The following is a 12,761-nucleotide window of genomic DNA, read 5'->3' as shown; positions in this document are numbered from 1 at the left end:
TGGGCGCCGCGCCTACAGGGTGGCAGGCCTCAGCACCACGACGTTCTTGGTGCGTGATGGGCCGTCCTGCAGCAGTGCGATCACCTGGCCGTCGGGCGCGGTCGCGGCGTAGACGCCGTCGATCCTCGCGGGTCGCAGTGGCCGGCCGTGCCTGGTGTCCTCGGTCTCGTCCGCGGTCAGGTCGCGGCGCGGAAACCCGAGCAGACAGGCCTCGTCGAGCGAATAGCTGAGCCGCGCCTGCTCGGCGAGTCCCTCGAGCGTGCGGGCCTCGTCCAGCCCGTACCGGCCGACCTTGGTGCGGCGCAACGCCGTCAGATGCCCACCCACGCCCAACGTCACACCCACGTCGCGGGCCAGGGCACGGATGTAGGTGCCCGACGAACAGTCCACCTCGACGTCCACATCGACGAATGCGTCGACACGCCTTGTCCCGAGGATGTCGAACCGGTCGATCCGCACCGGCCGCGCGGCCAGCTCCACGGTCTGCCCCTCGCGGGCCAGCTTGTAGGCCCGCTGACCGCCGACCTTGATGGCGCTGACCGCCGAGGGCACCTGCTCGATGTCGCCGCGCAATCCGGCGACCGCGGCCTCGATCTGGTCATCCGTCACATGCACAGCCGAGACCGACTGCAGCACTTCACCTTCGGCATCCTCGGTGGCCGTCGTCTGACCGAGCCGGATGGTCGCGGAATACGACTTATCCGTGGCGGTCAGCAGGCCGAGGATCTTGGTGGCCCGTTCGATGCCGACGACGAGCACCCCAGTGGCCATCGGGTCGAGCGTTCCGGCGTGGCCGACCTTGCGGGTGCCGAACAGCCGACGGCACCGGCCCACCACGTCGTGACTGGTCATGCCGGCCGGCTTGTCGACGATCACCAGGCCGGCTTCGGGTGCGGCGCTCACAGCACGATCGCCGTCAGGGTCACACCCTCGCGCACCGACCACCGGCCTTCCAGGGCGGTCAGCGGCGGGCCGTGTTCGGCGGCCGGGTCGATGAGAATCTGGGAGCGGAAGGTGCCCGTCGTACCGGAATCCCCCACCGCGAACGTGATGTGGGCATCCTCGAACCCGAGCCAGCGGTGCGTCAGCGGATACCAGGCCTTGTAGGTGGCCTCCTTGGCGCAGAACAGGATCCGGTCCCAGTGCAGGCCGTCGGGCAGGCCACCGAGTTCGGACCGTTCCAGCGGCAGCGAGATCGCACCCAAGACCCCGTCGGGCAGCACGTCGTGCGGTTCGGCGTCGATGCCGACCGAGCGCACCCCGCCGACGCGTCCGACCACCGCACCGCGAAAACCCTGGCAGTGCGTCAAGCTGCCCACGATGCCGTCGGGCCAGCACGGTTCACCCTTGTCCCCCTTGAGGATCGGTACCGGACCGACCCCGAGCCGGCCAAGGGCCTGGCGGGCGCAGTAGCGCACCGTGGTGAACTCGTTGCGGCGCTTGGCCACCGCGCGCGCGACCAGTTCGGCCTCCTCCGGCAGGGCGGTCAGGCCCGGCGGATCGTCGTACATCTCGGCCGAGGCGAGTTCGGCCGGCATATCGGGCAGCACCTGCCCCAGCAGCGTGCCGTTCATGCGCGCCTCGCCTTGATCCGCTCCTGCATCTGCTGGGCGTGAGCCCGCATCTCGTCGGTGATCTGGAAATGACCGCCGAACTCGTTGAGATAGCCGGGCGTGTAGTTGGGATCGGGCAGGATCTGGCGCAACCAGCGATAGGGCTTCCGGCGGCGCCACTCCCGCGGATAGCCGACCGACACTTCCTCGAAGCGCACGTCGTCGTACCAGGTGGTACGCGGGATGTGCAGATGGCCGTACACCGAGCAGATCGCGTTGTAGCGGGTGTGCCAGTCCCTGGTCGCCGTGGTTCCGCACCACAGCGAGAACTCCGGATAGAACATCGCATCGCAGGGTTCGCGGACCAGCGGGAAATGGTTGACCAGAACCGTGGGATTCATCCAGTCCAGATCCTCCAGCCGCTTACGAGTCGCGGCCACCCGGTCGCGGCACCAGGCGTCGCGGGTGGCATAGGGCTCACTGGAGAGCAGGAACTCGTCGGTGCCCACGACGTTGCGGTCCCTGGCGATGGCCAGCCCCTCCGCCTTGGTCGAGGCACCCTCGGGCAGAAAGGTGTAGTCGTAGAGCAGGAACATCGGCACGATCGTGGCCGGACCGCCCTGTTCGGTCCACACCGGGAACGGATGCTCGGGCGTGATGACACCCATCTGGTCGCACATGTCGACCAGATAGTCGTACCGGGAGCGGCCGAAGATCTGCATCGGGTCCTTGTTGGTGGTCCACAGTTCGTGGTTGCCCGGCACCCAGATGACTTTCGCGAACCGCTTGCGCAGCAAGTCCAGGGCCCACCGGATCTCGTCGGTGCGCTCGCCGACGTCACCCGCGACGATCAGCCAGTCGTCCGGCGAGGCCGGGTACAACGACTCGGTGACCGGCTTGTTCCCGGTGTGGCCGGTATGCAGGTCGCTGATCGCCCACAGAATCGGCTGCCGGTCCCTCGACTCATGATCAATCACCACAGTTGCACCACCACAACGGACCAGCCTAACCGGGCGCCGTCAGCGCGGGCCGTTGACAACTAGAACAAGTTCTCGTTTATGGTCGAGTCCGTTGTGACCGACCGCTACACTCCCCGCAAGCCGGGGAACGTGTTGCCACCAATCTGCGAGGGGGTGTGATGGCCGCCAAGTTGCGACTACTGTCGGCTTCGACAGGGCTGGTTGCGGCGCTGGTATCGGCGGTGATCGTGGTGTGGCAGTCGGGCACGTCCGAACGCGCGAGCGCCGGCCCTCTTCACCTCGATGCCACGGATTTCCCGCTGACCAATGTGTCCACCACGATCAAGTGGCCGGTGATCGAGACCACGGACCCGTCGCCGTTCGACCCGTGCAACGACATCCCCTTCGACGTGGTTCAGCGCATCGGCCTGGCCGTCACCCCGCCGCAGCCCGAGGACAGCCTCCGGTGCCATTACGACGCCGGCAATTACCAGATGGCGGTCGAGGCGTTCGTCTGGCGCACCTACGAAGAGACCATCCCGCCCGACGCGCTCCAACTGGACATCGCCGGACACCGGGCCGCGCAGTACTGGATCATGAAGCCCACCGACTGGAACGACCGCTGGTGGATCACCTGCATGATCGCGTTCGACACCAGCTACGGCGTCATTCAGCAGTCGCTGTTCTACTCCCCGATCCACTCCCCCGACCGGCCGGACTGCCTGCAGGTCAACCTGCAGCGGGCCCACGAACTGGCGCCGTACTACAAGTTCTGAGCGACCCGGCACGCGATCCGTAACCTGTCGGGATGAGCACATTGCGCCGGTTTGCCGGCCAGGCCGCGACCAAGGTCCTGGGACTGCCACCGCACGAAACCGACTTCACCGTGCGGCACGGGCTGCGGGTGCCGATGCGCGACGGCGTCGACCTGATCGCCGACCACTACGCACCCGTCACCGGCCGACCGGCAGGCACGCTTCTGGTGCGCGGGCCGTACGGCCGCCGGTTCCCGTTCTCGGCACTGTTCGCCGAGGTGTACGCGGCGCGTGGCTACCACGTGGTGTTGCAGAGTGTGCGCGGCACATTCGGCTCCGGCGGGCAGTTCACCCCGATGGTGCACGAGATGGACGACGGCGCCGACACCGTCGCCTGGCTGCGCGACCAGCCGTGGTTCACCGGCGCGTTCGCCACGGTCGGCCTGTCCTATCTCGGCTTCACCCAGTGGGCGCTGTTGGCCGATCCGCCGCCGGAGATGAAGGCCGCCGTGATCACCGTCGGCCCCCACGATTTCAGCGCGTCGGCATGGGGCACGGGCTCCTTCACCCTCAACGACTTCCTGGGCTGGAGTGCGATGGTGGCCCGGCAGGAGGAGCCCGGGATGCTCAACGCCCTCACCCGGGAATTGCGCGCGCCGCGTGAGCTCGCCCGTGCGACCGAGGGACTGCCCGTCGGGGCGGCCGGTCGCCGGCTGTTGGGCAGCGGTGCGCCGTGGTACGAGTCCTGGCTGGAGCATCCTGATCGCGATGACGCGTTCTGGGATCGGCTTCGATTCGACGAGGCGCTTGAGCGCGTCGAGCTCCCGATTCTCTTGCTCAGCGGATGGCAGGACCTGTTCCTCGATCAGACCCTGCAGCAATTCGAGCAATTGCACCGGCGCGACGCACCGGTCGCGCTGACCATCGGACCGTGGACGCACACCCAGCTGATGACCAAGGGCGCGCCGACCGTGCTCCGGGAATCGCTGGACTGGCTGTGCACCCACCTGTCCGGACACCGACAGGTGACGCGCAGTCCGGTGCGGATTCACGTCAACGGCCACGGCTGGGTCGAACTGGCCGACTGGCCGCCGGCGATGCCGCAGCGCGAGCTGTTCCTGCGGTCCGGCGGGCGGCTGTCCGACACCGCACCTTCGGATGCGGCAGCCTCATCGACGTTCACCTATGACCCCGCCGACCCCACCCCGACGATCGGGGGCCGCCTGCTGTCCCGGGACGGCGGCTACCGCGACGATTCCCGCTTGGCCCGCCGCGGCGATGTGCTGACGTTCACCGGCGACCCGTTGCCTGCCGATCTGTATCTGGCGGGCAACCCCGTCGTCGAGCTGGCCCACAGCTGCGACAATCCACATCACGACCTCTTCGTCCGGATCAGCGAAGTGGACCCAAAAGGTCGCTCCCACAACGTATCCGACGCGTTCCGCCGGTTGAACGGCCACACCGGTCCGGTTCGTCTCGAACTCGATGCCGTCGCGCACCGGTTCAAGGCGGGCTCGCGGATCCGGCTGCTGATCGCCGGCGGATCCCATCCGCGATTCGCCCGCAATCTGGGCACCGCCGAACCCGCGATCTCAGGTTCGCAGATGGTCCGGGCCACCCATACCGTGCACCACGGTCAGGGTGAGGTGTCCCGGCTGGTACTGCCGGCCGGCCCGGTGCCGCCGGCGGACCCGGCCACGTAGAAAGTCGTCAGCCGACTGACCGCTCGACACGCGCGGCGACGTCGCGCAGCCCGGCCGCGTCGTGGACCGGTGGGCCCCAGTCTGCCCGTACCGACAGGTCGACCCAGCTCTTGCACCCGGCGAACTCGGGTGTGCGGGCCAACCGGATCGGCGTGCGCAGCGGGCTCACCTGGACGACCATCACGGTCAGGCGGTGTTTGGGCCGGAAATCGAGCCGGTCGGTGCGCACCGAGTCGGCGGTCCAGATGTGCAGATCGGCGAGCTCATCGATCGCCTCGGGGCGGTTGACCTCGACCGCGGCAACAACTTTCGCTCCGGCCCGGATGGTCACCGCATCCTCGGTGCTGTCATGTGCGGCGGCATCGAGCAAATCGTGATGCTCGGGCCGCACCCGCTCGGCGTGGCTGTGCGCGATCGTCGGGAACAGGATGAACTCGGGCGCGGCCACCGCGAACCGCTTCTCGTGAATGCCGCCCTTGCGCAGCAACACCGTCTGGCGGCCGTCGAGCAGGGCGTGCACCGCCGCGCTCCACTCCTTGAGCGCGGGTTGCGTCGCGAGGCTTTGCGTCACCGCGCGGCCAGCCGGGCCCGGACCTCGGGACGGCGCAACGGCGGAACGGTCTTGGGCGGCTGCCGGCGCGGGGCCAACCCGTCGAGCAGCCGGGTGGTGGTGGCCGTGACCTCGGCGACGGCGGCCTCGAAGGCCTCGACATTGGCCCCGGTCGGGCGGGTGATTCCGCTGACCTTGCGCACGTACTGGCGGGCGGCGGCCTCGATCTCTTCGTCGGTGGCGGCGGGCTCCAGCCCCCTGAGCTCAGTGATGTTGCGGCACATGACACCACGATAGGCGCCCGATTGCCGCCAGATAGATTGATCGCATGAGTGATGCCCCACTGCTGATCGATACCACCGACCGAGTCCGCACCCTGACCCTCAACCGGCCGCAGTCGCGCAACGCGCTGTCGTCGCAGCTGCGGACCGCCTTCTACCAGGCTCTGCGCGACGCGCAGACCCACGACGACGTCGACGTGGTGATCCTCACCGGGGCCGACCCGGTGTTCTGCGCGGGCCTGGACCTCAAGGAGCTCGGCGACACCACCGAGCTGCCCGACATCTCCCCCAAGTGGCCGGCAATGACCAAGCCGGTGATCGGTGCGATCAACGGTGCCGCGGTCACCGGAGGCCTGGAATTGGCGTTGTACTGCGACATCCTGATCGCCTCCGAACAGGCCAAGTTCGCCGACACCCACGCACGGGTGGGCTTGCTGCCGACCTGGGGGCTGAGCGTGCGGTTGCCGCAGAAGGTCGGGGTGGGCCTGGCCCGGCGCATGAGCCTGACCGGTGACTACCTGTCGGCCGCCGAAGCGTTGCGGGCCGGCCTGGTCACCGAGGTGGTGCCGCACGACCAGCTGCTGCCCACCGCGCGCCGGGTGGCGGCCTCGATCGTCGCGAACAATCAGGCCGCCGTCCGTGCTCTGCTCGCCTCGTATCACCGCATCGACGCGTCCCAGACCGATCAGGGTCTGTGGATCGAGGCGGCCTCGGCGCGCGAATGGATGGCGACGGCCAGCGGCGACGACATCGCGGCCAGCCGCAGCTCCGTGATGGAGCGGGGCCGCGCCCAGGTTCGCTGACACCTGGCTCTGCGACGCCCATTGTCACGCTGGCGTGGCGGTCGAGCCCGAGCGCCACTCCAACGTGACAAACCGGGCGTGCGGCGTCGCAAGAAGTTTCAGCGCACCCGGCCGATCATTCGACAGACGACCTCGTTCCGGCCTGCTCGATGGCGAGTTCCTCGACGCTCATCCCGTCGACGAGCCGGTCCAGCACGCCGATCATCGTGGCGCAGTCGCGAGCCGGGTGGTCGGCCGGGCAGTGCAGCGCGTGGGTCAGGAACAGTTGCGCCCCTTGGGCTTGCGCGATCACCCGATCCAACTCGGCGATCTGTTCGCGCACCGTCTCGCGCCACTGCTCGCTCGGTGCGTCCAGCACGGCGGCGGCGGTGTCGAGCGGCAGGCCCAACCGGTGCACGATCTTGAGCAACGCCAACCGGCGAAGCTCCTCGGCCCCGTACATCCGCTTGCCGGCCCGGCGCATCCGCGGCGACACCAGCCCGCGCTCGTCGTAATACCTCAGCGCCGACGGGCTCATCTGCAGCCGTGCTGCCGCCTCACCGATCGAGATCACGTCCATGCCGACATTTGACTTCAACCCACCTTGAACCGGCAAGGTCGACACCATGAACTCACCCGCGCTTCCGATCAACCATCACGCCGACCACCCCGGCTTCGCCGGCGTCCCCGGTGTGCTGTGTGCGCTGGTGTTCCTCGTCGTCGGGCGGGCCAAGGCCAAGCTGGCCGCCGACGTCGCGGAGATCTCGACGTCCGATCACGTCGTCGACGTGGGCTGCGGTCCCGGCACCGCCGCCAGGACGGCCGCCCGGCGCGGCGCGCGGGTAACCGGGGTGGACCCGTCCGCAGCCATGTTGCGGGTGGCGCAGGCGGTCACCCGCACCGACGGCATCACGTGGCGCGAAGGCACCGCCGAGGATCTGCCGGTCGCCGACGGTGCGGCCACAGTGGTGTGGGCGCTGGCCACGGTGCACCACTGGCAGGACGTGGACAAGGCGGTTGCCGAGGCACGCCGGGTCCTGGCGCCGGGCGGGCGGCTGATCGCCATCGAGCGTCAATCACCCTCGGGGGCAACCGGATTGGCCAGCCATGGCTGGACGCGGCAGCAGGCGGAAGCCTTCGCGGCGCTGTGCCGCGACACCGGTTTCGGTGACGTTTCCGTGGCCGAGCACGGCAGCGGCAGAGGGGCCGTCTGGGTGGTCAGCGGAACGCGACTCTAAGCCGCATGCGCGCGAGCGTGCGCACAATGTCGACGCGGCGCGGGCGTGTCGGGGGGGGGCAAACACGCACGCTCGCGGAGCAACTCGGCCTCGCAGGGCAACTAGGCCGTCCCGGCCACCAGCCAGCGACCCGAGAACGCGCGCCAGCCGACGAAGACCAGCCGCAGCACCATGAACGTGCTCAGCCCAGACCAGATGCCGAACAGTCCCCAGCCGTAGATCAGCGACAACCAGATCAACGGCAGGAATCCGATCAACGCGCTGGTCAGGGTGGCGTTGCGCATGAACTTCGCGTCGCCCGCCCCCAGCAGCACCCCGTCGAGGGCGAAGACGATACCGGCCACGGGCAGCTGGGCCACCAGGAACCACCACGGCACCCCGATGGCGGCCAGCACCGTCTCGTCATCGGTGAACACCGGCGGCAGCACCGAGGACCCGACGGCGAACACCACCGCCAGCACCACGCCGGCCATCGTGGAGAACAGCGTCACCCGCCAGGCCACGCTCTTGGCATGTGCCAGCTGGCCGGCCCCCAGCGCCGCGCCCACCAGCGACTGCGCGGCGATGGCCAGCGAATCGAGCACCAGCGCAAGGAAACTCCAGACCTGCAGTACCACCTGGTGGGCAGCCACGGCGGCCGCCCCGAACCGCGCCGCGACCGCTCCCGCGGACAGGAAGCAGGCCTGGAACGCCAGCGATCGCAGCAGCAGGTCGCGGGCCATGATCAGCTGTGCCCGAAGGATCTCGGGCTGCGCCCGTAGCGCGACGTTCTCGATCAGCAGGGCCCGCAGAAACAGCAGGGCAGCCACCCATTGCCCCACCAGATTCGCCACCGCCGACCCGGCCAACTCCAGCCGCGGCAGGCCCAGCCAGCCGTACACCAGCAGCGGGCACAACACCGCCGACACCACGAACCCGAAGACCACGTAGCGCAGTGGGCGGACGGTGTCCTGCACGCCGCGCATCCACCCGTTGCCGGCCAGCGACACCAGGATCGCCGGTGCGGCCAGGATCGCGATCCGGAGCCACGGCAGCGCGGCGTCGGCGATGTCGGAGCGTCCGGCGATCACCGACAGCAGCGGCACCACCGCGGCCTGCACCACCGCGATGATCAGCAAACCCAGCCCGAGCGCCAGCCAGGTGGCCTGCACGCCCTCACCCACCGCGGCCCTCCGGTCGCCGGCCCCGAACAGCCGGGCCGAACGCGCGGTGGTGCCGTAGGACAGGAACGTGCCCTGTGAATTGACCAGTCCGAGGATCAGGCCGCCGATGGCCAGCCCGGCCAGGCTCAGCGCGCCGAGACGACCGACGATCGCGATGTCGAACAACAGATACAGCGGCTCGGCCGCCAGCACCCCGAGGGCGGGGAACGCCAGGCCGGCGATCCGGCGGGTGGTGGCCGGAGTGACCGGGATGTCCCCTTCCGGCTCAACCATGTGACCAATCGGGCAGGGTCGCCCAGGCGGAGTCAGGCAAGGGCCTGCGCAAGTGCCTGAACGACGTCGTCGGTGGCGCCCGCGGCCGAGTACCCGGCGGCGTGCGGGTGCCCGCCACCGCCGAATGAGCTGGCGACCGTGGCCAGATTGAGCGATTTGGCCCGCATCGACACCGACCAGTGCTGGGGCTCGATCTCCTTGAACACCGCGGCGACCTCGGCCTGCTGCGTGGTGCGCACGATGTCGACGATGCTCTCCACTTCCTCGGGCCGGGCACTGGACCATTCGGCGTGCGGCACAACGGCATACACCAGGCCCCGGCCGCCGACCGCGTCCGGCAGCAGCCGGGCCGAGGCCAGCACCCGCGACAGCATCGGCAGCCACGCGAACGGGTGGGTGTCGAGCAGGGCGCGGCTGATCGAGGCGTTGTCCACGCCCAGTTCGACGAGCCGGGCCGCCAGGCGGTGTGCCCGGGCCGTGGCCCAGCGGAACGAGCCGGTGTCGGTGGTCAGCCCGGCGTACAGACAGTGCGCCACCCGCTTGTCGATCGGCTTGTCCCAGGCATCGAGGACTTCGGCCACCAGCATCGTGGTGGAGTCGGCCGTCGGGTCGACGTAGTTGGCCGTGCCGAACAGTTGATTGGACGCATGGTGGTCGATGACCAGCACCTCGCGGCCGTCCTCGGCCAGCTCACGCAACGCACCAAGGCGATTGACACTCGGGATATCCACGGTGACAACGAGTTCCGCGTCGCCGCGGATGTCGTTGGGTGAGACCAGCAGATGCCCGCCGGGCAGCGTCTGCAACGACTCCGGCAGCTCGGCCGGCGCCGCGAAGGCTACCTCGACCTGTTTGCCCGCGTCGTCGAGCACCTGCGCCAGCGCCAGGCCCGCGCCGATGGTGTCGGCGTCGGGATAGACATGGCACACCACGCTGATGCTCGCCGCGCCCGACAGGATGTCGGCGGCCGCCCGCGCATCGACACGCGAACCGGAAGGGCTCCCGTGGGGAGCCCTCGAATGAGCAGTATCAGTCATCCGTTCGATCGCGGTCACCGGCATCCTCTGTGTCTGCCCCGTCGGCAAGCCCATCAGTGTCCTCCGCCCCGCTCACACGGTACGGGTCGGCGTCTCCGGCGTGCTTGGCACCCTGCCGAACTCTCGCCAGATCCTCATCGGCTGCCCGCGCCTGGGCCAGCAGCTCCTCCATCCGGTGTGCCGCGTCGGGCACGGTGTCGCGGACGAACGCCAGGGTCGGGGTGAACCGCACCCCGGTCCCGGCGCCCACCTTGGTCCGCAAGACGCCCTTGGCCTTCTCCAGCGCCGCCGCCGCACCGGCATAGTCCGGCTCGTCGTCGAGCGATGACCCCATCACCGTGTAGTACAGCGTGGCGTCGTGCAGATCACCCGACACCTTCGCATCGGTGATGGTGACCCCCGCCAGGCGGGGATCCTTGATCTCGTACTCGATCGCCGAGGCGACGATGGTGGAGATCCGTTTGGCGAGCCGCTTGGCCCGTGCCGGATCAGCCATACCTTAGGTCCGTACCTTCTCGACCAGCTCGTACGTCTCGATGACGTCGCCTTCCTTGATGTCGGAGTAGGTCAGCGTCAGACCGCACTCGTAGCCCTCGCGGACCTCGGTGGCATCGTCCTTCTCGCGCTTGAGCGAGGACACCGTGAGGTTCTGCGCGACGACGGTGTTGTCGCGCAGCAGCCGGGCCTTGGCGTTGCGGCGCATGATCCCGGAGGTGACCAGGCAGCCGGCGATGTTGCCGACCTTGGACGACCGGAAGATCGCCCGGATCTCGGCGCGGCCGAGCTCCTTCTCCTCGTACACCGGCTTGAGCATGCCCTTGAGGGCCTTCTCGATCTCGTCGATGGCCTGGTAGATCACCGAGTAGTACCGGATCTCCACACCGTCGCGGTTGGCCAGCTCGGTCGCCTTGCCCTCGGCACGGACGTTGAACCCGATGATGATCGCGTCCGAAGCCGACGCCAGGTTGACGTTGGTCTCGGTGACGCCACCGACACCGCGGTCGATGACCCGCAGCTCCACTTCGTCGTCGATCTCGATGCCCATCAGGGCTTCCTCGAGAGCTTCGACCGTACCGGCGTTGTCGCCCTTGAGGATCAGGTTCAGCTGGCTGGTTTCCTTCAGCGCCGAATCCAGGTCTTCCAGGCTGATCCGCTTGCGGCTGCGCGCGGCCAACGCGTTGCGCTTGCGCGCGCTGCGCCGGTCGGCGATCTGACGGGCGATGCGGTCCTCGTCGACAACCAGGAAGTTGTCACCGGCACCCGGCACCGACGTGAAGCCGATGACCTGGACCGGACGCGAGGGCAGCGCCTCTTCGACGTCCTCGCCGTGCTCGTCGACCATGCGGCGGACGCGGCCGTAGGCATCCCCGGCCACCACCGAGTCGCCGACGCGCAGGGTGCCGCGCTGGATCAGCACCGTGGCCACCGGGCCGCGACCGCGGTCCAGGTGCGCCTCGATCGCCACACCCTGGGCCTCCATGTCGGGGTTGGCCCGCAGATCCAGGGCCGCGTCGGCGGTCAGCACGACCGCTTCCAGCAGCGCCTCGATGTTGGTGCCCTGCTTGGCCGAGATGTCGACGAACATGGTGTCGCCGCCGTAATCCTCGGCCACGAGGTTGTACTCGGTCAGCTGCGCCCGGATCTTGGCCGGGTCGGCGCCTTCCTTGTCGATCTTGTTGACCGCCACCACGATCGGCACGTCAGCAGCCTGCGCGTGGTTGATGGCCTCCACCGTCTGCGGCATGACGCCGTCGTCGGCGGCGACCACCAGGATCGCGATGTCGGTGGCCTTGGCACCACGGGCACGCATGGCGGTGAACGCCTCGTGACCCGGGGTGTCGATGAAGGTGATCGGCCGGACGGTGCCGTCCAGATCGACCTCGACCTGGTAGGCGCCGATGTGCTGGGTGATACCGCCGGCCTCGCCCTCGCGGACGGTGGCGTTGCGGATCGTGTCCAGCAGTCGGGTCTTGCCGTGGTCGACGTGACCCATGACGGTGACCACCGGCGGGCGGACCTCGAGGTCCTCCTCGCCGCCCTCGTCCTCGCCGTAGGTGAGGTCGAAGGACTCCAGCAGCTCGCGGTCCTCGTCCTCCGGGGAGACGACCTGCACCTTGAAGTTCATCTCGCTGCCGAGCAACTCCAGGGTGTCGTCGCCGACCGACTGGGTCGCGGTGACCATCTCACCGAGGTTGAACAGCGCCTGGACCAGTGCGGCCGGGTTGGCGTCGATCTTCTCGGCGAAGTCGCTCAGCGATGCGCCACGAGCCAGCCGGATGGTCTCGCCGTTGCCCTTGGGCAACCGCACTCCACCGACGACCGGCGCCTGCATGTTCTCGTATTCGGCGCGTTTCGCCCGCTTCGACTTGCGACCGCGCTTGGGGGCACCGCCGGGACGACCGAACGCACCGGCCGCGCCACCGCGCTGGCCGGGACGGCCACCGCCGCCACCACCGCCGGGACGACC

14 protein-coding genes are annotated in these 12,761 nt (G+C 69.0%); 4 read left to right on the top strand and 10 right to left on the bottom strand.

What is annotated here, in order from left to right:
* Nucleotides 1–12: 12 nt before the first annotated feature.
* The 3 genes from truB to pptH are packed head-to-tail and all read right to left on the bottom strand — an operon-like array spanning nt 13 to nt 2,533.
* Nucleotides 13–903, bottom strand: coding sequence for a tRNA pseudouridine(55) synthase TruB (truB, locus tag BN4332_RS01330; protein WP_096866803.1), 891 nt, complete (start codon nt 901–903; stop codon nt 13–15).
* On the bottom strand, nt 900–1,574 hold the full coding sequence (pptT, locus tag BN4332_RS01325) for a 4'-phosphopantetheinyl transferase PptT (protein WP_066896544.1): 675 nt from the start codon (nt 1,572–1,574) through the stop codon (nt 900–902). The genes truB and pptT overlap by 4 nt, the downstream gene beginning before the upstream one ends.
* Nucleotides 1,571–2,533, bottom strand: coding sequence for an ACP phosphodiesterase PptH (pptH, locus tag BN4332_RS01320; protein WP_066896541.1), 963 nt, complete (start codon nt 2,531–2,533; stop codon nt 1,571–1,573). The genes pptT and pptH overlap by 4 nt, the downstream gene beginning before the upstream one ends.
* 158 nt (nt 2,534–2,691) lie before the next feature.
* Between pptH and BN4332_RS01315 the strand changes: the two genes are divergently transcribed.
* Nucleotides 2,692–3,288 carry a DUF3558 domain-containing protein gene (locus tag BN4332_RS01315; protein ID WP_066896538.1) on the top strand — a complete coding sequence of 199 codons (597 nt, stop codon included), beginning with the start codon at nt 2,692–2,694 and terminating at the stop codon, nt 3,286–3,288.
* A gap of 32 nt (nt 3,289–3,320) precedes the next feature.
* Nucleotides 3,321–4,970, top strand: a complete 1,650-nt coding sequence (locus BN4332_RS01310) for a CocE/NonD family hydrolase (protein WP_066896535.1) — start codon at nt 3,321–3,323, stop codon at nt 4,968–4,970.
* Nucleotides 4,971–4,977: 7 nt separating this feature from the next.
* On the opposite strand, the gene BN4332_RS01305 is transcribed toward BN4332_RS01310, so the two are convergent.
* Both BN4332_RS01305 and BN4332_RS01300 read right to left on the bottom strand, forming a co-directional pair.
* A complete protein-coding gene (locus BN4332_RS01305; RefSeq protein ID WP_066896532.1) occupies nt 4,978–5,541 on the bottom strand; it encodes a DUF1802 family protein in 564 nt (187 codons plus the stop codon).
* Nucleotides 5,538–5,804: a DUF2277 domain-containing protein gene (locus BN4332_RS01300; protein WP_066896528.1), complete on the bottom strand. Its 267-nt coding sequence runs from the start codon at nt 5,802–5,804 to the stop codon at nt 5,538–5,540. The genes BN4332_RS01305 and BN4332_RS01300 overlap by 4 nt, the downstream gene beginning before the upstream one ends.
* 44 nt (nt 5,805–5,848) lie before the next feature.
* On the opposite strand from BN4332_RS01300, the gene BN4332_RS01295 reads away from it, so the two are divergent.
* The gene (locus BN4332_RS01295) at nt 5,849–6,604 is read left to right on the top strand and encodes an enoyl-CoA hydratase (RefSeq protein ID WP_066896525.1); all 756 of its coding nucleotides are present in this window, start codon (nt 5,849–5,851) and stop codon (nt 6,602–6,604) included.
* A gap of 115 nt (nt 6,605–6,719) precedes the next feature.
* Here the strand turns inward: BN4332_RS01295 and BN4332_RS01290 are convergent, their stop codons facing one another.
* Nucleotides 6,720–7,181, bottom strand: coding sequence for a MerR family transcriptional regulator (locus BN4332_RS01290; RefSeq protein WP_235653989.1), 462 nt, complete (start codon nt 7,179–7,181; stop codon nt 6,720–6,722).
* Between the two features lie 28 nt (nt 7,182–7,209).
* Here BN4332_RS01290 and BN4332_RS01285 point away from each other — a divergent pair, with 28 nt between their 5' ends.
* The gene (locus tag BN4332_RS01285) at nt 7,210–7,821 is read left to right on the top strand and encodes a class I SAM-dependent methyltransferase (protein ID WP_066896521.1); all 612 of its coding nucleotides are present in this window, start codon (nt 7,210–7,212) and stop codon (nt 7,819–7,821) included.
* A gap of 101 nt (nt 7,822–7,922) precedes the next feature.
* On the opposite strand, the gene BN4332_RS01280 is transcribed toward BN4332_RS01285, so the two are convergent.
* The 4 genes from BN4332_RS01280 to infB all read right to left on the bottom strand — a co-directional run.
* A complete protein-coding gene (locus tag BN4332_RS01280) occupies nt 7,923–9,257 on the bottom strand; it encodes an MATE family efflux transporter (protein WP_066896518.1) in 1,335 nt (444 codons plus the stop codon).
* 32 nt (nt 9,258–9,289) lie between these two features.
* Entirely contained in the window at nt 9,290–10,294 is a 1,005-nt protein-coding gene (locus tag BN4332_RS01275) for a DHH family phosphoesterase (protein ID WP_096867008.1), read from the bottom strand.
* The gene (gene rbfA, locus BN4332_RS01270; RefSeq protein ID WP_066896515.1) at nt 10,287–10,790 is read right to left on the bottom strand and encodes a 30S ribosome-binding factor RbfA; all 504 of its coding nucleotides are present in this window, start codon (nt 10,788–10,790) and stop codon (nt 10,287–10,289) included. The genes BN4332_RS01275 and rbfA overlap by 8 nt, the downstream gene beginning before the upstream one ends.
* Nucleotides 10,791–10,793: 3 nt before the next feature.
* The coding region (infB, locus tag BN4332_RS01265) for a translation initiation factor IF-2 (RefSeq protein WP_066896512.1) at nt 10,794–12,761 on the bottom strand (1,968 nt) is incomplete at its 5' end.

This window comes from Mycolicibacterium houstonense, assembly GCF_900078665.2.
GTDB lineage: Bacteria > Actinomycetota > Actinomycetes > Mycobacteriales > Mycobacteriaceae > Mycobacterium > Mycobacterium houstonense.
Note: the sequence above shows the minus strand (reverse complement) of the source record. Positions and strands in the feature narration are given on the sequence as shown.